Source organism: Edaphobacter dinghuensis (genome assembly GCF_014640335.1).
Classification (GTDB): Bacteria; Acidobacteriota; Terriglobia; order Terriglobales; family Acidobacteriaceae; genus Edaphobacter; species Edaphobacter dinghuensis.
Genome location: NZ_BMGT01000002.1, coordinates 852,890 through 875,075 on the forward strand (window position 1 = coordinate 852,890; position 22,186 = coordinate 875,075).

The following is a 22,186-nucleotide window of genomic DNA, read 5'->3' on the forward strand; positions in this document are numbered from 1 at the left end:
GGCCTGCCAGCTTACTGATCGAAATGCCCGTGAAAACCAATGCTGTTTATGGCGGCAACAATGCTCTCTGCAGCCGTTTCCTCTGGATCAAATGTCATGTGTGCTGAACCTACTTCAACAGAATTCAGATGGAGCCCATTAACCTTCTTAAGCACATCCGTCACCCTGCGCACACAGGCTTCGCAATGCATTCCGTCAATCGATAACCTCATTGATTCCTTCATTGCATCTCTCCTCTGTCTAATTGTATGCCCATACCCCCTATAAGTATATAAATAGCAATTCTGATGCAAATTTCATGAATACTTATGTTTCTGTCGCCTTTTGATAAGGTCAGGACGTATCATTCTGAAAATCGGTAAGACGAGCACGTTAAGGCACTTCCATTCAAATAATCAGGGGGCGGAGACGGCACCATGAACCTGACGCGACGCAAACTTTTGGTGAACACGAGCTATGCTGCCGCAGGAATTTTAGTGACAAGAACTACAACGCCTACAAGACTTTGGGCCGAATCTCCCTCTCTGGCTCCATATTTGACCGGCTTGCGAATGGCAGCTACGCCGGCCACAGCTTACAAGGCATATCGTTCGAAGACAGTTACCAATCCCAACATCACGACCTGGGTCCAATTGGATCTGGGATCGAGTATGGCGATCGATGCTATCCAGCTATTCCCTGCCTCCGAAAAGATGTATCCGGGCCGCGATCAGTACTATGCCGGAGAGGGTTTTCCTCTGCGCTTCAAGATTGAGGCAGCGAACGATGCGGAGTTTAGCCAGCCAAAGATGATCGCCGACTTTACTGAGGTCGATTTTCCCGATCCGAAAGATCACATCACACAATACGCGGCGCATGAAATGTACGGCCGTTACGTGCGAGTGACCGCGACGAAGTTGCGCCCGGTAAAGATACAACCGGCGAGGGAGTCGGCATCCTTTAGCACCCAACCGGTGGACAGCAAAGATTTATCTCTGATAATTGCAAAGATCGGAGTATTGTCAGGCAGTCGTGACGTCGCCGTTGGCTGTAAAGCTATGGCCGATGCAGAGTACGGAAACACGGATGAGTTGAAACAACTGACACGTCCTGCCCGGCAGGACGGAGAAGAAATACGCCGTGATAATCCTCGCGCCGTAACCGATTCCAAAACATGGCAACCGCCAAAGCTCAAAGCGCTCACGCCAAAAAGCGGAGTAACGCTTAACGGCGGCATATTTGAGCGCGCAATGCGCAATAACATCGAATACTTATTGGGCTCTTATTCCACGGACGATCTTTTGCGCCAGTTCTATGAGCGAACGGGAAAGATCAAGAACTTCAAACCCACCGGTTCTCAAATCTTTTGGGAAGAGGATCTCGCCGGCTCCAACGCAGGCCGGTTTCTAATGGGTGCCGGAAATACAGTGCGCTGGATCGATGACCCTGAACTTCAACGCCGCCTGAGTGTGGTCGTCGATGGAATAGAGGAGTGCCGCCAGCCGAACGGCTACATCATGGCCTATCCGGAAGATACGATCTTCTACTCTGAGCGCGCGGCCTATACGCGAGCGTGGCTCACGCACGGCCTGCTGGAAGCCGCCTACAGCGGCAACACGAAAGCGTTGCCCATGCTGCGCGGCTACTACGATTGGTTTAATCAACAAGCATTTTTGCCGGACATGTTGCGGGGTGCGATCCAGGGCGGGCAAGGCATGGTCGCGAACACCCGGGTAGGAACGAGCCCAGTAGGCAAACCGGCCGATGCCCAGGTTATACAGCGTTACTATCAGGAAGATGCGTGGCTGCACGGCCTCGCGAAGCGGGAGAAAGAGCAGGTATGGCAGTATCCTTACGATCGACCACACTGCTATCTGCTGACTAATCTGGAAGCCTACCTTGACATGTATCTCATCACAGGAGACCAGCGCTACTACGATGCTGTTCTTGGTGCCTGGGAACTCTATCGCTCTCATTGGCAGCAAGCCGGCGGAAGTATCTCCATCATCGAATTTGAAGAAGACCCACCAGATAGCAATTATCTGAGGCAGCATTTAGGCGAACTGTGTGGCAGCAGCTTTTGGGTGTTTCTCAATCAGCGCTTTCAGCAGCTGCACCCTGACGATGAGAGGTTCGCGACAGAAATCGAAAAGTCTATCTACAACGTCGGAATCGCGAACCAGGATGGCGGGATTGGACTGCGTTACCACACGATCCTTGAAGGGAGAAAAGAGAAGTCTACGCATCAGAATACATGCTGCGAAGGGCAAGGAACGCGACTGCTCGGCTCGCTTCCGGAACATATTTATTCCATCTCTCCGGATGGGCTATATCTCCATCTCTACGAGCCCTCCACAATTCGCTGGCAACAGAGCAATCAGCCTATGCAGCTAACGATCGAGACCCGCTTTCCGATGGAGACCAAAGTTCTCGGCACAATAATGGTCAAAGCTCCCACACAGGCCAATCTGAAGATCCGAGTTCCCTCCTGGGCTGCCAGTGCAATGCATCTCTCGGTTAATAGCAACCCGGCCGGTGTAGGCGAACCAGGAACTTACGTCGCGCTCAACCGCCAGTGGCGTGACGGTGACACCATCGAGTTCACACTTCCGGCAACAGTTCAGGCCAAGCAGTACACTGGCGCGGACCAGATCGACGGTCAGATGAGATATTCCTTCGAATATGGTCCTATTCTGCTTGCGGCCGTGGGCTCGTCGAGGGCCGGTCTTTCTTTCGATGGCGACCACAGCCTAGAACACATAGCCAGCCAACTGGAAACGATCGAAGGCTCTCCTCTGCATTTTGCAGTTCGCGGAAACCCCAGCGTCACGTTCATGCCCTATTGGCAAATTTCTGAAGAAGAGTTCACATGCTATCCATGCGTACGTTCTTTGGCCTGATCTATTGGCTACCGATAAGCACTGCGCTCAAGCTCTATCGTCAGGCAATGCTTTTCGATAGATCATGACCGGCTGACGCGCTTGTACGTCTACAGTTACACGTTGTCCAATATGCTGAAGATTGGCTGACTCTCTTCCTGTTGGCGACAGAACCGTTGCCGCCACTTCCCCAGGATTCCAGTCAGCAGGAAGAGTCGCAGTGAGTGAAGCATCTGTAACGCTATACATCGCGATACGGTCTTTGCCAAGAGGACAAAATGTTGCGCCATCTCTCGCCACTTCAGCTCCATCCAGGAATACTGAGTAACTCTGCTTCTTCCAATCGATGTCTACGTGGTTGCCTGTACCTTCCAGTGTTGTGACGGTCTGATCGAGGTTACGCTCGAATCCTTCAATGTTGAGAGGATGAAGCCTGAACCACGGAACCATTGCTAAATAGAAAGAATCGAGCATCTGGTCCAGGGAATCGCTGCCATTGAAGATGCTGTGTTGCGCCTCACCGTAAAACATCATTAGCAAAAGCGAAAGCGTATCGATGCTTTTCGCGCGTCCCCATAAAGCACTTTTACGATAGACCATGGAAAGCATCGGAATGGGCTTGCCACCAAAAGGACATGGCTTTGGCCCTCCGGCATACCAACTCATGCTCATCTTTCCAATAAATGGATAACGAAGTCCCTCTGAAGTGACATCTACTCCGTGCTTCTTAAACTCGTCCAGTACCTTGTAACGGCCAGCATAGAGATTTCGTATCCCACTCGCAGGACGTTTGCGATCCCAGTCGTTGCGAATGGCAAAGTATGAGAGCACATCAACGTGGATTGTTCCCGGCAGTTTGTATCGTTCGCATGTATACCGAACGCGCTCAGAACCCGGCCCTTCCATATATTTTGCGAGCCCCTGAATGTAGGATTCTTCTCCAGTCCACTCGCGGCTCTTCCACAGATCGCCATCCGGCTTGCGCGCAATCATTGCTTCGTTCCATGCAGGACTGCTGCGATAGGCGTCGTCATAGTTGTCCGAAAGGCTCACTGTAGCATTCAACGGCTTGGCCCGCTCCATCAGGTGCATCATGCCGTCATAGCCTCCGACACGCTCATTGACAACATTCACCGCAGGATAGCCAGTATCTTTACCCCGGAATTGCCAACCCCACAGATGCACCAGTTGCGGCGCGCCATCGGTCATTGCATGGATGTTGCGAATCATCTCTTCGCAGTGTTCAAAAGTAGCTGACGGTTTGGGAAACTTCGGTTCGTCAACCCGGATTCCATAGATGAACTTGTCGTCGTAAAAATGGTTTGGAATCTTAGGCATTCGTGCGCGCACCAGTCGCGCTCCGTCAAGCCAACTCAGACTCGTACCGGAGGTGGACGGTTCAAGGAAATCGAGACGACACGCGGATCGCTGCTCAACAAGCAGGTTTGGAGTCGCTTGATTACCACAGTCTCTGGGCTTGCCGCGGCCCAGGTTCATGTCGTAGCAGGCTCCCCCGTCAACGCGATGGACCTTTGTCGTTCCCATGGACACGCTCCGATTTGGAGCTGTACCTGAGACCGCGAGAAGAGTTCCATCCATGTAGGCGGTTGTCTCCTGCACGCACACTGCGCCAGAGTGTCCCGTCATGACGACAGGAAGAACACCGTTGATCTCTCCCCAGAATGTATTCAGGCCAAGCTTGCCTGCTTGTGCTTCGCGGAGTACAACCATGTCTCCACCATCATCGCCATGCGCTAGCCAGGCGGCACTATCCTCTTCGCCTACGCTTACAAGCGTTGGCATAGAGAGCGAGATCAGCTCGAAACCGGATTCCTCGCGCACGCCCTCCAATGTCACGTTAACTGTATTGCCTTCAAGGATGTAAGACAGCATGAATGTTGCGGCTCGTGCGCCGGAGCTTACCGACACAAAGTGAAAGTCCGCCCTGTTTCGTAAGGCCGAATGGCTCGCTGGCCGTACTTCGACATCATCGAACGACCACGGATGATGACGGCAGACGCGCGCTTTCAGAGGAACTCCAGCGCTTTCGCCGCGAAAGACGACGCCTGATCTTCTCAATTGGTACGAGAGCGGCAGACCATTGGCGCTGTCCAACGTCACTTCAAGCGATGAAGAACGCAAGACCACGGGCTGCTGCCCTGAGCGAATCTCCTGAGCGACGAGCTGCGGAAATATCTTCCGGCTACCCGTAACTGCAATACCAGCAGCACCGAGCTTCAATAGCTTTCTACGATTTAGATCTGTATCGGTTTCGCGCATGTCATTCCCTGGCACTGCCGTAGTCATGGGCGGAAAGATCAGCGTCGTTACACACCTGATCTTTCCTTCCCAGTTCATCGTGTATTTCAGCGAAGTTTAGAACGTGATCTTCGCACCGAACTGAAGCTCGCGCGGAGTATTTCCGAGCGTCGTTGCTAGTCCGGCAGAAGAGTTTCCGATCGTAGTGCCCGGGCCACCCGGAATAACAACGTTGTAGGTGTTGAACGATTCGGCACGAAGCTCCAAATTGAAACCTTCGTACAACGGCGTCACCTTCACTAACGAAAAATCCAGGTTGTTGTAGTTAGGTAAGCGATAGATCATCTTGCCCATGTTTCCATAAGAGCCACTGGGAATAGCAAAGGCACTGGGATTGAATTCGCAGACGCCGCTAGCGCCGCGCTTACCGATTGGAGTGGCCCCGCAAGATCCCTGCATCGGATTACCGACAACGTTCGGCCGGGAGTACCCCGTCACGGAGCCATTGTCGCCGGAGATATTTGCCGGATCACCTCCTACGCCAAGGTTATACGGCTGACCTGAGCGTGCCTGGAAGACATAGTTAGCAGTGATTCCTCCGAGGAGATATGAGAGCCATCCACTCTGCGCCCATTGCTGCCCCTTTCCAAACGGCAGCCCATAGACAGTGCTCCAGGTGAAGAAATGGCGAGTGTCATACGACGAGACTCCATACGCGTTTCGAGGCGTAAAGAAGCTCTGCACAACCGACCCGCCTCCAGTTCCATTCTCCGCATTGAACCATCCGCTGCTGTTGTCCAGGTTCTTCGACCAGGTGTAGGAGATAATCGTGTTCAATGAACGGGACATGCGCTTTTGGAACTGTGCAAGCAGCGCGTTGTAATTGGCGTATCCGGTATCCGTCGAATAGTGCCATCCAGGCGCCATCCACGGCATGTATTTGTAAGTATCGATCGTTGTCAGCGGTGTTCCAGCAGGGGAAGCATGAGACGCCGCGTTCGCAAAACCGGTGAAGTCCAGCCGTGTGCTCTTCGAACCCGCGTATCCGAGAGTGAAGACCGAGTTCGCTCCAACCTGCTGCTGCACTTGCAGGTTGTACTCGACAGCGCGCTGGTCCTTGAAGTTAGGCGCGCTCACGTAGCCACCACCGGTAGAAAGCCATGGCGTGGCCGCGATCACTGGATTGGGAAAGTTGCCCTCAAGGCTGGTGATCTGCGTGAGAGGATTGCCTGCGCCTCCTTGCCAGACACCATTTTGAGAGAAGTTAACCTGCTGTGCCGAGATGCCGGTCGTCCAAGGCCATGTCGGGCCTTCGATATTGTTTTGTACCCATTGGCTGCGGGCCGTGATGGTGTCGTACAGAATACCGACTCCGCCATTCACAACAGTCTTGTCATGCGCCTGGTATGCAAAACCTAGCCTCGGACCGATGTTGTCCTTGATAGCTGCCCCAGCCTGCTGCTCTCCATTTGCGAAGACGATATTGGCGTTGTGAGGTACAGAATCAAGTCCTCCAGGGATGCAAGGATTTGAGAACGTTGAAGTACATGCAGCCACTTGTTTCTGAATGATGTATCGCTGATTCGGAATGTCGAGAGCGTTGGCCAGCCTGTCATTCAGCATGTGGATTGCAGGGATGTAGTCGTACCGGATACCTGCGTTAATCGTCAGTTTGGAAGACGCTCGCCAAGAGTCCTGTATGTAGCCCGACCACAGCGACATGCTGAAGTAGTCCTCCGAGAAGTCGGGGTTTTGTGCCGTAAAGGTCGCAGGAAGCCCTAGCAGAGCGGATGCCAACGAATTGCCTGTCTTCGAAGCATTGATGTTGCTTGTCGTCGAATCGCTGAACGTGAACTGCTGATAGAGGTTGCGCTGCAGACGATTCTGATACATATAATCAACGCCTGCCTTCAGTGTGTGGCTGGCTTTGATCCACGTAATGCTGCCGCCGCCATTAATGACAGGATTGCCGCGATAAAGAGTGCCCTCATGGCCGGCGTTCGAAGTGCTGTACGGACCAGCCAGATTGATGTACATGCCTCCATACTGGGCCAGGTTCGAAAACCCTGCCTGCTCTGCTGCGCTGTATCCTCCCGGTGCGGCGGCCTGACTGAACTGATAAGGCTTCAGCATCGCTCCGCCTCGTACATCCATGATCAGATTTGGACCGAAGACGTGGGTGTATCCGCCGCCGAAGTTATACGCATGATAGTGCGAGACATTGGAGCTCACCGTACCTGCAACTGGCGAAGTGTCATAGACCCACATCTGACTGATTCGGCCAAAGCCGAAGTTCTTATCGCTCTTATGAAAGTCCAACCGAAGCTGATAGCTATTGTTGTTATCGATGTTAGGTCTGCTCTCTACGAAGTTATATCCCGACGGCTCGGAGCTTGCTGCATTGGGCGCAAGATAATAAGCCTTCATGTAGGCCTGCATCGTCGGATTCAGAAGAGATGTAGGCACCTTCAGGCAAGGTGTTCCCCCTGTCTGTATGCCATTGGGGTTTGGCGCAATCGGATTACCGGAAGCATCGCATTGAAACCGCTGCACCGTGCATTTTCCTCCAGAGCATGTGGTCGAGTAAGGATTGAAGATCGGATTCTGGTAGTACGAATATGCCGTGCTGGAGAAGTCGCCTCCCAGCTCCTGCTCGGTCGGAACCAACGCTTGCGAAAGAACTGGCTTACTGTAACGCCAGCCTTCATAAGCTCCAAAGAAAAAGAGCTTGTCTTTGAAGATTGGCCCACCGACAGCCGCACCAAACTCGTTCTGTACATAGTGTCCCGGCGGAGCAGGCGTTGTGGTTGGTGTGCCAGGCGCGCAGCGGCCTACCGAACAGAAATCAGAGAAGGAATTGCGCGCATCAAAAAGATTGTTCCTGTCGAACTCCCATATCGAACCATGAAATTGATTGGTGCCAGACCGCGAAAGCATGTTGATGACTCCACCCGTCACCACTCCAAACTCCGCGCTGTCCATGTGCGATTGCATCTTGAACTCCTGCATCGCATCGATGATCGGCAGAAACCCATAGATGGCACCGCGAAGGTCGGTGTTGACGATTCCATCCATCAAATAAAAGGTCTCGCGATTCTGCTGACCAAAGAACGAGGGCTTGAAAAACGCAGTGCCTGGAATAGCACTGATGCCGGCATCCGTCGTGCTGATGCCCGATCCCTGGGCCGTTGAAATAGGCGTTACGCCGGGCGAGAGAATCATCAACTGGGTAAAGTTGCGCCCGTTGAGCGGCAGGTTCTGAATCTCTTTTGCCTCGATCACGTTTCCAAGCTCAGACGAGCTTCTCTGAAGCATTGCACCTTCGGCGCTGGCATCCACCGTGACGGTCTCACTGACTGTGCCGACATCCATCTTCTGGTTCGCTGTAAATGTCTGGTCGACGAGAAGCTGGAATGGAGGCAGAACCACCGTCTTGAATCCCTGCTTCGTGATCGTCATTGTGTATTGGCCAGGATTGATGTTTACGAATGCAAAGTACCCGCTGTGATTCGTCTTCGCATGCGCGGCTACGTTTGTGTCGACGTTCGTCAGCACCACATCCGTATTGGGCAGTACAAGTCCGGCTGCATCCGTAACCGTTCCATTTACCCCAGCAGACGTATGCTGAGCCACCAAGGATAGCGACAAAACAGAAAACATCGTCAGCGCTACCCACCACATCTTGAGACATCTTCGGCGCATCACGCCTCCTTCAATTTGCTGCAAAAGTCGGGTCGAGATCGAACGCCTCGCTCCCATAATGAATCGCGATATGTATAGGTGTCAGATCGAACTATTGTCAAGTTAATAATAAAAATTAACTTTCACTGTCGAAATTCCCTTTGTTTTCATTCAAGTCGAGAAGTCGAGCCAACTCTATCAATGAGCTGTGTTTGCTGGCCTATAATCACTGCATAATCGAGGTTTTTACCCATCCGGGTGCTTGCCGTTCTGTTACGCAGCGAGATACGCCAACGATGCTAGCTCAGCAAGATCGAAGTGCTGTCTTTTTGTGGATTAAATATCGAGAACGACTTAAATCACACTCAGCGTTGCGCGACATCTATTCACCCAGCGTTTTGGGGGTTCCTTATTCGGTCCGCCAACCGAGCAGAATGGCAGGTTCTCCAATTCGTGCAAAAGTCATCGTCTCCGGCTCTAATTCTGCCTCTCAGGTGAGGGCGTGGTTGTATCGTCCTGATGGCCATGGTGGAAGATTTTGCCAATGCCACGGCCCGTGCCCTTCGCGATCTTGCCTGTCCCCTTAACAGCACCGACGCCGACATCCTTTCCAGCAACTCCTGCTCCCTTACCGACATCGGTGGCAGCGCCGATCGGGTGCAGAGTAACGAGATCACCTGCACCTTTGCCAACGCCTTCAGCTGCGGCTCCGGTTCCCTTTGCAGCCCCTTTGCCGATGTCGCCAGTCCCGCTGCCGACATCACCACCAGGGCTCCGGTGCTTCGACGGTTTATGAGTTTTCACGGGAGGTGGAGATGTTTGGCCAGTCGCAGCAGATGGGGTCTGAGCAGACATACCTAGGCTGCAGAGGAAGAGAGCGAGGGTAGGGAGAGCAATGGTCGGAATGGAAAACAGATAGCGCACTGTTGGATCCTCCCTTGAATTAGATGCTGTGGCAAGGGATAGAAATATTTCTAAGCGCACGTTCTTGCGTCCTGGCTGCCCGGGACAGAGTGGCCTCTAAGTTGTGGAATGATTGGAGGCGCGGGTCGGGATCGAACCGACGCATAAAGGTTTTGCAGACCTCTCAGGGTAGTTTTTGGTGGTTTGGATGTACTTGTAAAGCCCAATAGAATCGATGGTTTTGTGGATTGGCGTAGAAGGCAATACAAGCCCATCCAAGTCGGTACTCCCCACAGTTTCCACCACGGCGTCGGAAAGTTCTTTCGCCCTGCAAAATTCTAGAATATGCCACACTTCTGAGTTTCGCCTCGCCACATCTCGCGGCATGAACGCCATCGAAGACTACAAGAGATTTCTTGAGTGCCGCCAAAGAGGCGCAAGAGAGCGCGTACATCCTCAATTGTCCGCAAATCGTGCGAGTGCCCCACGCGCATGACCTGCAATCGCGTTCTATGCCACCTTGCGGCTCGGCATCGGTGAACAGGCAAGGTTATTGCCTTCGCATCGCTGCGCTTTGACCAACGACCTCTTTATGTGAATCATGCTCCTCCCGGAACCATCGCAGAATCGTGTCCTTTGTCCGGCACCCCACACCCACCGATGCCATCTATGCATTCGCGGTTCCCCGATGCCCAGGAAAATTGAAAATCATGAGGCGCAAGCAAAGATTAAAAATAGAAAGGGAACAGCTATGGGCAACTCATATTTTGTAAGGATAGGAGCCTTCACAGAGCACCGCATGAACTGGATTTCAGGAAGATGGCCGCACGATGTCTCTGTGTCGCTCGAAGGACAACAGGGGGGCCGGAGGCGGGCTAAGGGACTGAGACTCAACGGGTTCCCCTACAGCTACATGCGCTCGCCCTACAGCATACCCCGTTTAGCCCAGTTTTTCTATTAGTCGCCTGTTTTCAGTTAGTTCCCCCACAGCAACCCAAGGTTCCTCCACAGCTCCCATTCCGGGGTGACGTGTCATAGTCAACCCGGTGCAGAGCACCGCGCTTTTAGAGATGCTGGCTGAGACAGGGATTTTCAGGAACGGAGATGTGGTTAACCCAGCGACGTTAGCCTCCCCACAGACGCGACTAGGGAGAAGTGCTGACCTGGAAAAGCGTCTGATCTGCCATGACCCATTCGCCGCTAGAACTCACCTGTAGAGAGGAGACGAAGTGCGGCACGTCGGCTGAAGAGGCGATCAGACTTCCCGATTTGATGTCCCAGACATCGACTCTTCCCGACGCTGCGTAGACCTGGCCTTCTATGGATTTGTGTATCTGAGAGGCGAAGCCAACGACACGACCCGCAGTAACGGAAGCCGCAAGAGCGGCACTCACGGTATAGCCTTTGTCGCAGAACTGTCTGTCGAGGATTCCGGAGCTAAAGCTCCATTTCTCGATGCACGTCTTCTTGGAGAAGAGGCCGGGAGTATCGATTCTGGATGCAAGGATGTTCTCGCCGGACAGGAGCATGATCTGTCCCACCAAGCCATCCGTCCTAATCGACTTGATCATCTCTCCACTGCTTGAGTTGTAGAGGCGCAGATTGTTGAAGCCTTTCGGAAGGCTATTTTGATCGGGCAGTACCGAGATGGCTGTCCTCGAACCATCTTCACTCAACGAGAGGGATGTTTGACCAAGCTGCGTCGCTGTTCGCCCCTTCCCTAAGCTCCAGCCTTTGATAATTTGCCTGGAAGAAAACGACCCGACGAACGCTTCATTGCCTTGCAACTCGTCATGCGTGAGCACGCCGAACACGTCCCCTGTAGCCGAACTTGCAAGGCTCACAACGCCCCTGAAGTATCGATGTCCCTGCCCCAGAGACGTGCGTGATTCTGCTTCTGGATGGAGAGCGATTCGGTTCACAGGCTGAAGAGTAGTTGCGTCGATGATCGACAGCACGTCTGAACCTTTTGTCGCTAGCAAAAGATAGCGTCCATCCGGCGAGTACGCGATCATATGAACATTAGTAGCCAGATCAGTAGGCTCCGCACTCAGAACATCAGCATGGGCAACTTCTTGTCTTGATCGAAGCTCAACGATTTGCATGACGTGTCGCGGACTCGATGAGCCCGGAACAACGACATTCCTCATAATCGCCAAGCGACTGCTGTCAGGCGAAAAAGCTGCTCCTGCAACCGAACCTTCCGTACTCGGCAGCGCAACGGCATTGATAACACTTGCCGCGCTAGCGATTTTGACCGTAAAGAGGCAAGTAAGAACTCCGAACCAGATCATTCCAGGATGTTTCATAAACCCGCCTTGCATCCGAAGTCGAGATTGACTCCTGGAATATGGCCAACTCCTACATCGACGAGCCAGTGCAAAGGAGCAAGGAACGAGTGCCCGTTGAACAGGTCCGTATGCCCGATGAATCCTCCCGTAAGGGTGTTTTCTATGTGAGTCGATCCGACCAACCCATAGCGCGATCCTTGATCGATACCGAATGGCAAAGGCCACGCAGGGTTTTGATTTAGGATGCTCTGAAATCCAGAGGGGTCAGCGACATCAAACGTGTAATTGGCGTGCCCCCCGATCGAGCCTGCAGATTGCACGTTCGAAATAGACGTTCCTGTGTTGCTCTGCACCCCTTGAGCCAATTTTGCAGAACAAGGTTTCTTATCCGGTTGCTGCCCGCTATTCGGAGAATTGGGCCTGGGCTGGAGCGATCCGTGGAACGTTGGGTGAGCAAAGAAACCGCCCGTAAATAGGTCGGCTACAACGGCTCCAATAAAAGCAGCTCCTCCGGCGACTGCACCACAAACGGGTCCGCAAGTCTCCGTCGCTGTGATTGCAACACAGGTAGCAATCGTTATCCCAGGATCAGCGACGGGAACACAAGGAATTTGGCCACTTGGATCGATGAAGCGCATCGGCATATTGCCCACATAGCTATAGCGATTGAAGCTCTGGGGATTGGCGAGGTCCATGCTGCCGTTGTAGGGGTCGGGGGACATCCATCGGCCCATCGTCGAGCCGTATTGCCGGAACTGAGTGTGGTCGAGGCCGCTCTCCGAATCGTGTTCCAGTCCGGTGAACTTGTAGTGATTCGCGGTGTATTGAGTATCGAGTTCCTGACCGAAGGGAGCGAATTGGCCCTTCCAGAGCGGATATCCCCCTGCCGAAAACTCCATCTGCGTCGTGCCGAGATGGTCATCAACATAATACCGAGTCTGTACCGAACCAATCACACCGTTATAAGAAGCCCAGTTGTTTTCCAATCCCGCAACCGCTGGCATGCTAAGTCCTATCTGGTTGATGCCGTCGTAGATCGTATCAACTCGGCCATCTGCATGAGTGATGGATATAAAGCTAAATAAAAGATCCCAGCTATCCGACGGCGCTCCAACATCCTTGAGCAGTTGCGCTCCGCTTATGGAATGACCTGCATAAGCGCTAAGGTCCACAGTTCGCCATTCCCATCCGAAGTTACCACTCCATTTATCAACGGCAACATCATTCTGGTCAAGCGCGGCAGCAGGCTGACCAGAACACGAAGTGCATGCCCCATTCAACTGCCACCCGTTATCAAAGATCAAATTCATCCCACCGGTTGTACCGCCGCTCGACTGCTGGTACTGATACCAACTAAGCTTGTCACCTGTAGAAATATTGATCACGCCTGGAAGAGCAAGATTGACAGCCGCCTCGACGGGTGTCTGGTTGGAGCCGTGCATCCAGATCGTAGATGCCACCGTATCCATCGCAATCTTGCGGCCATTGGCATAGATATAGTCCGTCCAGGCCCCGCTCTGATCCGTTTCTGCTATAGGTTGACCATTGAAATAGACATATTCGGTAAAGTTGCCGTTTGCATTGGCTTTCCGAACTCGGTTGCCATCACCATCATAGAAATAAGTCTCGAATGGAGTGCCGCTTCCGAGCATTGCAATCTGGCTGATGCGGTTCTCCGCGTCGAAGGAATACTGTCTTAACGCACCGTTGTTGTCGGTATCGCAAATCTGATTCCCAACTGTGTCATAAGGAGCCAAAGAGGCAGCGCAAGGAAGGTTGTTGATTCTATTTGTGGCTGGATCAAACGAAAACACGGGATTTGTTCCCGACATAGGGCTCATATTGCCAAAGGAGTCGATTTTGTATTGCTGACTGATCGCTCCGCCCAAGGAAAAGCTACTGATCCTATTTAATGCATCATAGGTAAAGCCCTGAGTCTGACTGGGATTGAGTGTATCTGTAATTCCCCATATGTTGCCATTATTGGCGGTCCCACCGGTTGCACAATTTACATAGCAGTACGTATGCGCCAAAAAGGGTTGTGAGTTATATGGAGATGTTGGATTCCACGCAGTTAGGCTTTGAATCTGGAGTCGGGAGTTTTTGTTTAGAGTTTCAACCATGCCGTTTCCAAAGGTAGTCTGCAATGGAGAGCCGTCTGCAAAATAGTTAATGGCGGAAATATAAGGAATGTTAACTATGGTTCCTCCGGTGAAGGAACCATAGGGGGTACTTTGTGATGCATAGATGACATTTGACAATCTGCCAGCCCCATCAAACGTTTGGTTGATGACATGCCCATCCGGATATAGCAAGGCTGTAAGATTCCCTGCAAGGTCATACTGCATCTGAGTCCAATGAGCAGCATGACCTGCCTCTGAGGGCGTTGCGCCTTCGAGGTGATTGATTCTCCCCATAGGATCATAACTGTAAAGATCATCATTGCATTGAGAAGAAGCATTACATGTTAAGGCTCGAACGAGCCTACCTATAGAAGCTCCATGAGGTTGTCCCCAGCCAGAGAAACTATCATAGGTATATGCCACATTAGGAGTTCCGTCAGAATAAGTTTTTCCTGTCAAACGATTCAATGCATCATAGGCGTAATTTATCGTGGTTCCCCGTGCATCTGTCTTGCTGCATGGGAGCGATACATCTCCTGCACACAGACTGCCGTTGGCAACATAGCTATAGCTGGTAGTTCCTGACTCTGGTATAGCAGAACTCAGCATTCGAGAAAGCGAATCATAGCTAAAGGTACGGGTTCGCGATGTATCTCCTGATCCGCCCGCCTGGATCGCTGTCACCAGGTTTCCAAGACCGTCATAGCTATAGCTGGTCTGAAGATTCCCTGGCTCTACAACATTGGTTAGCTGTCCAAAAGCATTGCTAGTACGTGACCAAGTATTGCTAGCTTCATCACTAAAACTTGTGACATTGCCTGTGTAATTCCATGTTAGCGTGCTTCCGTCTGGCTGCGTTTGCTTCTTCGGACGATCCAAGCCATCGTAAACGGTAATACAGGTGCTTCCGTCTGTAGACGAAGGTGTTCCGATAACATGTGGGTTGGTAACACAGGACTTTCTACCGTTCGCGTCATAGGCAATTTCAGTAGAAATCCCTGCTTGAATATGCTGATATGTTCGGCCAAAGGCGTCAGAGATGTCCTGTGATGATATCGTCGGATCGGGAGTAGCGGTAACGGCTGTATCAACTTCTGTTGAGGAGGGATAAGAGTATGTCGTTGTTCCTCCATCAGGACGCCCTATAGTCCAGGATCGCCCAGCGACCGCTTCATAGCTATATGTTGTACCTGAGCGACCAGCCGCCGAATCATTAGGATCTTTTACGCTGGTTATTGCGCCAGAGTTGCAGTCATATCCATAGGTTGTCGTTTGGCTCAACGCATTTGTGGATTGATATGGTAGAGCATTGGCGCATTGATAACTTGTGCTGGAAAGATTACCTTTTGGGTCTTTGATACTAGTGACCATCCCGGTATCGTCCATTGCATATATGGTTGTCGATGAACCACCGGTATTGATCCATTGAGAGACTGTCTGGAGATACGGGCCGCCCGCATTTGTTGTTCCGTGTTGAGCTATTCCAGAGGTGGTCGTAGTGGGGGACGGAGTATAGCCATAAGTGATTTGAGCTACTTGAGTCCCATTATAAAAACTTGTCGATTGTGTTAGGTCATAACCGGAATAGACATAATCCGTCTCATGAGTTGGGGTAGCCGATGGGCTGCCTGTGTAGTAATCCCATTGCTTCAAAGAGGTTAAATTCCCCAGATACGGGTCGTTATAACCATATTGAGTCTGAGTCATAAGGCCAGTATCAGACAGGGTTGTCACCGCAGTCGATTTTGTAATGTCGTTCGCGCCAATACATATCTGGCTTGGGCATGGATTTGAAAAGTCGTAGGTGTTGACCACATTCATTAATGGCGTTCCCGACAAATGTGAGCCAGTGTAGGCAGTGGTATTCGTATTCCACGCTCCATTGTTTAATGTAAGCGTGTAGACAGTTTCATCCCCACTCGGCTTATGAACAACCATCTGTTCCTGGCAGCCAGTTCCTCCACTGGAGCACTGTGTAATGACCGAAGGCGTAAACGTCATTGCCGGATTATTTCCTACCGTTCTAGACGTCAGCCACCGATTTTCATTTTGATAAGAATCGAAATAATTGCCCCAGCCGTAGGTGATGACGCCTCCGGTTGGGAGAGTAACACTCGTCATCTCGCCATATGAATCATATGAAAAGCGATAGGAGGAGCCATCAGGCAATTGGATACTTGATATCGGGGAGAGCGTCCCACTCCACTCAACAACCCCGGTCTCATTGAACTGTGTACTGACCTGAATCGGTGTTGTCGTGACAGTGTATCGAACACGTGTGCCATTATTGTTTATTGGCCCATTAGGAGCCAGAACATCGTAATAGGTCACATTCCCATTCGTCGTAGCAATAACCGGCGTTCGACCGAGATCATCAATCAGATTTTCATTATTATCGAGCGACCAATAATTGCCGTAACGGTCGATTACTTCCGGGTATACCTGAGTTCCGTTCTTATCTACAACGACTGCATTTCCATTCGAATCTCCGCTAACGTAATATCCGCTCGCGTCGGTTGCATACCCACCGTCAATGGTCCTTGAGGTGGGATACCCACAAGTATTCTCATCGTCGAAAAGTGAAGCATCAAAGATATGATTGGTGCCGCTCGGATCACTCCAACTTATGGTGTATACATAATTGTCCTGAGTGCCGGTTGGGCCGCGATTTGGGGCCTGGCATGTACCTTGAGTAGTTCCAGAGTTGAGTGTATAAGTGATGGTTCCCGTTTCGGCACCTGTGACAAATCTCCATCCTCCCTGCGCCAAGGTAGTATTAGGAACATTTGTCGGCCACCAATAATAGTTGTTGTAATGGCCGATCATCCAGATGCGGCTGTCATAGACAAGTTTTTCATCGAGTGCAAGCGCACCGCGTTGCTTATGCGTTGCCAATGGAAACTCCATGTGCAAATTGCCGTTAGCAACGTTGATAAACCCATTTTCAACGGGAATATTGACACTGAATGAAGGATTGCCGGTGGCAGTAAGGTAATCCTGCGATATTGCGGGACGGCATATGGTCAAGAGGCATAGCGCGGCTAGACGAAGGCCAAGTGGGATTCGATTCACGATGTAATCCTTAGAACTCAAAAGAGGAGGTTTCAAGGGCTGGATTGAGTTGAACCGTCGAGAGTTGCAGGGTCCATTGCTTCTGCCCATTTAGCGTCTGCGTAAATCGAAATGGAACCATAGATCCTTGTACCGATCTATAGTCGTCGTAGGAGATAACGCGGAGAAAATCAGCGTTACCAGCACCATCAATCCGAATCGAATTGGCGCTTTTTATTAGGAGATGGGATGTCGGGTCGAAGTAAAAATCCGTGATAACGGCATTTTTCTTCCGCACTACTTCGCTCGCGTCTGCCGTAGTGGTCTCATAGGTAATGCGATGGAGGGACCTTCCATCAATAACAACGAGACCACGATCTAGAAGTGATGTGCCCGAATAAGGAAAATTAGCGAGGCGTGGAAGTTCAAACTGAACAATTCCTGATTTCGCTGTGTTTGGGAGCAGAGGATATAGATGTCCATCGCCCTCTTGAATCTTGCCACGCCCCCCATTAATTCTTATGCTCAACTCTCCCTTTGCTGTCTGACCGTCTAGTCGAAAGCCGGTACCATCGAGGATGGACAGCGTCGCGCTATAAGCAGTTGTGTCTTCCACTCCATAAGTAATCTGACCCGTTCCTTGAAGTCCGCTCCAGGGACTAGTACCGACAACCTTAAGATGGTCCACGATCTCATTCAGGGCAGTAGCATCCCATTGTCCGAATGGTTCCGTTATCGTCGGGATTGGAACATCTTTATCGAAGACTGCCGGAGACGAAGATTGCGCCGATGCAAGAGTGCACCCGATAATGAGGTACACGACGCATCTGCAAATAGGCATCGAGTGCTGCCTGAAATCGACCCAAAGCGCACAAATAATTCGCGCAATACTGCGCGTAGGAAACCAAGGCATGATCTAACTCCAGTCCAACAATAACCAGCAAGAAGAAGAATGTGCCGCACAGACAGACAAATAAATACTGGGAGAAATTGCACGTCAGGACTTACTAGCTCAAGAAGTCAAATCTAATTTGTTTGGTGTCTGCTGGATCATATGTAAAGGGACATGCCTCGTCAAGTTAAATGCTTTAAATACTGATGTTATCTGCCATAACAAAGGGTCTCGGGGTGAAACAATGCGGCTATGCAATTAGCGGAATGCAGGAGGCGTGTGTTTCTTCTTTGCAAAATTTGCGGACGAGGAAACGAGTCGAATGTTTTTGATTGTTAGGCTTGCATGAGCAATACCGTATGGGCACTGGGTCAACTTCGCATCGAAGGACACAAATTCGCTTTATGTCAGGAACTTGATAAAAGCCATTTTGAATGTGGGCTTTACGGCAGATAAAGGCGAAGAAAGCGCAAGACGATGCTTAAATCGTGATATATCCATCTTAAGGGCGCAAGTTGCCACTTTTGCGATCGAAGAAGAACTGACTCAAAGACGTCGGAGGAATGCTTTCAGTCCCACTTTGTCACGGATCTGACCACTTGAGCGAGGATCACAATCCCTTCAGCATCTCCGATAACGTAGTCCCCAGAGCAGTGGCAATCTTGTCGAGGGTTCGCAATCCTGCCTCGCGTGATCCACGCTCCAAATCTGAGATGTGGACTTCGTGAACTCCTGAATGCTCCGCAAGGTCTATCTGTCGCCAACCCTTGACGCGGCGCATCTCTCTGATTCGCTCGCCCAACGCCACGCAGATATCCGATGCCATCCGTTCATCGTCGGATTGGCGCGTGCGCTATATTTAGCGCATACACTCTTTTGCGATAGAAAGGTATGGCATTATGTGGCCGGACGCAAAATTAAGAGCGCAATCCCTGCATCTATGGGCATCCTTAGGACTGCTGTGGTGCGTTGCTGGAGTATGGGCACAGTCCACACATGCGACAGGTACTCAGAGCATTATCACGTTAAAGAAGCAAGCTGCTAGCGGAGACGCGAATGCACAGTTCAAGCTCGGGAGTGCATACTCGACTGGCGGAGGTGTAACGCAAGACTACATTCAGGCTGCTGCTTGGTATAGGAAGGCTGCTGAGCACGGTAATGCGTTCGCACAGGTTAACCTTGGCTCACTGTACGAAAACGGTCAAGGTGTGTCCCAAGACTACGCGCACGCTTTGCTCTGGTACCACAAAGCCGCTGCCCAAGGAAATGCGGCGGGGCAATCCAATCTTGGCGAGATGTACGACAACGGCGAAGGTGTTTCACAGGACTCAGCACAGGCTGCTGGCTGGTATCAAAAAGCAGCCGAGCAGGGGTTTGCGTTCGCCCAATCTAAACTCGCTCATCTGTACGAAGATGGTCGCGGTATACAGAAAAACGAAGTTCAGGCCGAGGCTTGGTATCGCGAGGCGGCTGGGCAGGGTGATGCTGATGCTCAGGGACAACTTGGCATGATGTATCAGATTGGTCTTCCTATAGCAGAGGACTATTCGCAGGCGGCCCCAAAGGATTATAAGCAGGCGGTCTACTGGTATCGAAAGGCCGCAGAACAGGGCGATGCGGTAGGAGAGTTTTCACTTGGGAACATGTACGAGGAAGGAAGCGGCATCGCTAAGGATTACACCCAAGCGGCTCTATGGTACCAAAAGGCTGCGGATCAAGACTATCCAGCCGCCCAGTGGTATCTCGGAAGGCTTTATGAGGATGGTGCCGGTGTCCCTCAGGATTATAGCGAAGCATACTTCTGGTTAAGCCTTGCAAGCGCAAACGTCAGTAGTTCCGATGGAGCCAAGTTTCTCTCCGACAGAATGCTAGAAGATCGCGACCGCGTTGCCTCTAAGCTCACAAAGTCAGTGCTACTGGAAACACAAGCGAGGGTACGGAGATGGTCTAAATCTCATCATGGATTAAATTCGCAGCAATAAATTCCGGGTTATCAGAACGGTCGAAACCAATGGAGCTTGTAAAACGGATCGGTATTGGATTGCTATGGCTTTGCATCATGGTGTGCGTGACTCCCGCATATGCCAGTCGCTCAAAACTTCGAATTACATCTCACACCAAAACGTACAGTGCAGAGCATTACTCGTCTGAAAGTTGTCCCTACTACGGGGGTGCCCGCCATACGACTTCGCACGGCGGCAGGTATCCCGGCGCGACGAATTCCCATCATCGAAATGGCCATTACCAGAACTGGCGGAGCGGCAATCGGTATGGGGTTCACAAATTTTACTGACGTACTAAGGCCGTTTGCGTCGTAGACGAGTACAACGTTGTACTGTGGTCAACGCCAATAATCTGCATAAAGTTATCAGCAAACCCTTGGTGACGCCCTCACCAATCGCGTTTTGAGTCCACAACTGAAGTGCACGGATCATCGTCAGCAGGAGAAACTTTACCTCGGCATCGGCGCGCCGATGCAAGTCTAATGTGTTGGACTGATGGTGCCAACCAGCGCTCGTGAAAAGTATCCGAGAGTGTCCGCCAATTCATTTGCGACTGTTGCTGAGTCCCTATTCGCGATTATTAGACTGAGGGTTGAGGGAGCACAGCCCGGCGGCGTTCACGATTGGGCAATGCCGCGTTTCTCCATTGAAGTAGACATTTTGTCTTAAACGCACACCGCGAACATCGCGCTTCAACTAGATTGAAGCGATAATTGTGTAAGCACTTCAATCAGTGAAGAGAGTATTACCTATACAGGTACCTTGTTCTGGCATCTTGCTTCTCTCTCTTCAGAGCGGAGTTGCTTTTGAAGTTCGATTTCAGCCCTCTGCTGCTGAAACGTGTTCGCGGCTATTGCTTGAAATTCAGGATCATCAAGGGTGAAGTAGTATTGATTTACGCGTCGAAGAGGGCTTACAGCTCGATTTCGGATAACCTGTAAAAATCTCATTTGCTCAAAATGTTGCAAGGCTGCGGCTATTGTTGCCTGACTGCCAACGCCGGAATGCTGCATTAGGCCACGGTAGGAGATTTCTGCGAGCCCTGTATCGCAGCTCATAAACTCAGACAAAACAGGCAGGATAGACCTTTCTGCATTAGAGAGCGTAGACCAGAGGCCGCTTCTTACAAGCATCCCGACAACACTGTCGGTATCACTGGCGCGATAGCATGGGGACCATGATTCGCGTTTCTTAATGTGAGCCCCTTTCGGAAGTGATGGAACAGGGAATCTGTCTGTGATCCACGCAATTGCCTCTCGCAGCTTGCAGTCCCGAACGAGCATCACCAGGTCAATGTTCGACCATGTGCGAGGATCGCAGATAAAGCACCGCCCTGTATTTTGCTTTTTCCGAAATGCCATCGACGGATCGGCATCACCGTTGCGATGGTTCTCCGTCCGCCAACAGCGAGCGCGGTAGCCATTCACCGTGAGCCCTAACTCTCGGGCTACCGCAATAATAGAAACGTTTTCACGGATGTACTGTAGGTCGGGTATTGAGGAATTGTTCACTGCGCCCCCACGATAGGAAGAACCACCTCATCTGAGCTGGCTCCATTCAATCCATTGAGGATGTGGGGATGCTTGCCGACGCTGCAACCATTCTGGAGATGTGAGCAGCCGTTGGTGGTAGGAGTGTGAAGAGCGATCAATTTCCAGCGTCTTGCGGCGTACTGTGGTGCCGTTAGAAGTATGGGAGAGTCCACACCTTCTTGCTTGCCCGTGTCCAAGGCAAATGGTAGTGTGTGCATAGCAAAGTTCCCTGTAAAGTGCCCGGCGGCTACAACCGCCGGGTTTTCGTTTTTGCGAAATCTGTCCGTCAGTGTTGTGCGGGACGGACTCTGATTTCATCTAGCGATGAAGGCATACAGGTAGCGCTCGTAGATCATCAATGCGCCCGTGCAGTCTCTTCCGTTATTTGCTCAAATTACGGCGTACCATGGGCGACTTTCCGCCATCATTCATCGCCTTAAGCAACTCAGATTCGCGGATCATCGTCCGTGACCCCACCTTAGTTCGCATCAGTTTTCCTGAGCTTAACCATGCCTGAATTGTGTATTCGCTCAGACCACCAAGAAACTCCGCAGAACCCTTCACCGAATGCAATTTGTCTACGCTCATATAAT

At 51.4% G+C, this 22,186-nt stretch carries 13 protein-coding genes and 1 tRNA gene; 2 read left to right on the plus strand and 12 right to left on the minus strand.

Annotation, left to right across the window (positions count from 1 at the left end):
* Window positions 1–11 precede the first annotated feature (11 nt).
* Window positions 12–224 (minus strand): heavy-metal-associated domain-containing protein, encoded by a 213-nt coding sequence (locus IEW09_RS09090; protein WP_229739208.1) that lies wholly within the window; start codon window positions 222–224, stop codon window positions 12–14.
* Between the two features lie 426 nt (window positions 225–650).
* Between IEW09_RS09090 and IEW09_RS09095 the strand changes: the two genes are divergently transcribed.
* Entirely contained in the window at window positions 651–2,879 is a 2,229-nt protein-coding gene (locus IEW09_RS09095; RefSeq protein WP_188553835.1) for a beta-L-arabinofuranosidase domain-containing protein, read from the plus strand.
* 27 nt (window positions 2,880–2,906) lie between these two features.
* Here IEW09_RS09095 and IEW09_RS09100 read toward each other — a convergent pair whose 3' ends face one another.
* The 8 genes from IEW09_RS09100 to IEW09_RS09135 all read right to left on the minus strand — a co-directional run bounded on the left by IEW09_RS09100 (window position 2,907) and on the right by IEW09_RS09135 (window position 18,884).
* A complete protein-coding gene (locus tag IEW09_RS09100) occupies window positions 2,907–5,138 on the minus strand; it encodes an endo-alpha-N-acetylgalactosaminidase family protein (protein ID WP_188553836.1) in 2,232 nt (743 codons plus the stop codon).
* A 96-nt stretch (window positions 5,139–5,234) separates the two neighbouring features.
* A complete protein-coding gene (locus IEW09_RS09105) occupies window positions 5,235–8,819 on the minus strand; it encodes a TonB-dependent receptor (RefSeq protein WP_188553837.1) in 3,585 nt (1,194 codons plus the stop codon).
* Between the two features lie 456 nt (window positions 8,820–9,275).
* Window positions 9,276–9,602, minus strand: a complete 327-nt coding sequence (locus tag IEW09_RS09110; RefSeq protein ID WP_188553838.1) for a hypothetical protein — start codon at window positions 9,600–9,602, stop codon at window positions 9,276–9,278.
* Between the two features lie 233 nt (window positions 9,603–9,835).
* Window positions 9,836–10,013: transfer RNA gene (locus IEW09_RS09115), tRNA-Ser, on the minus strand.
* Between the two features lie 833 nt (window positions 10,014–10,846).
* Entirely contained in the window at window positions 10,847–12,010 is a 1,164-nt protein-coding gene (locus IEW09_RS09120; RefSeq protein WP_188553839.1) for a WD40 repeat domain-containing protein, read from the minus strand.
* Window positions 12,007–17,187: an RHS repeat-associated core domain-containing protein gene (locus tag IEW09_RS09125; protein ID WP_188553840.1), complete on the minus strand. Its 5,181-nt coding sequence runs from the start codon at window positions 17,185–17,187 to the stop codon at window positions 12,007–12,009. The genes IEW09_RS09120 and IEW09_RS09125 overlap by 4 nt, the downstream gene beginning before the upstream one ends.
* 10 nt (window positions 17,188–17,197) lie before the next feature.
* Window positions 17,198–18,079, minus strand: coding sequence for a hypothetical protein (locus tag IEW09_RS09130; protein WP_188553841.1), 882 nt, complete (start codon window positions 18,077–18,079; stop codon window positions 17,198–17,200).
* Between the two features lie 589 nt (window positions 18,080–18,668).
* Complete coding sequence (locus IEW09_RS09135) at window positions 18,669–18,884, minus strand: helix-turn-helix domain-containing protein (RefSeq protein WP_188553842.1); 216 nt, start codon at window positions 18,882–18,884, stop codon at window positions 18,669–18,671.
* A 73-nt stretch (window positions 18,885–18,957) separates the two neighbouring features.
* Between IEW09_RS09135 and IEW09_RS09140 the strand changes: the two genes are divergently transcribed.
* Window positions 18,958–20,040 carry a tetratricopeptide repeat protein gene (locus IEW09_RS09140; protein ID WP_188553843.1) on the plus strand — a complete coding sequence of 361 codons (1,083 nt, stop codon included), beginning with the start codon at window positions 18,958–18,960 and terminating at the stop codon, window positions 20,038–20,040.
* A gap of 770 nt (window positions 20,041–20,810) precedes the next feature.
* Here the strand turns inward: IEW09_RS09140 and IEW09_RS09145 are convergent.
* The 3 genes from IEW09_RS09145 to IEW09_RS09155 all read right to left on the minus strand — a co-directional run bounded on the left by IEW09_RS09145 (window position 20,811) and on the right by IEW09_RS09155 (window position 22,181).
* On the minus strand, window positions 20,811–21,131 hold the full coding sequence (locus tag IEW09_RS09145) for a hypothetical protein (RefSeq protein ID WP_188553844.1): 321 nt from the start codon (window positions 21,129–21,131) through the stop codon (window positions 20,811–20,813).
* Window positions 21,132–21,568: 437 nt separating this feature from the next.
* A complete protein-coding gene (locus IEW09_RS09150; RefSeq protein ID WP_188553845.1) occupies window positions 21,569–21,811 on the minus strand; it encodes a hypothetical protein in 243 nt (80 codons plus the stop codon).
* 163 nt (window positions 21,812–21,974) lie between these two features.
* Window positions 21,975–22,181 carry a helix-turn-helix domain-containing protein gene (locus IEW09_RS09155; RefSeq protein WP_188553846.1) on the minus strand — a complete coding sequence of 69 codons (207 nt, stop codon included), beginning with the start codon at window positions 22,179–22,181 and terminating at the stop codon, window positions 21,975–21,977.
* Between the last annotated feature and the right edge of the window lie 5 nt (window positions 22,182–22,186).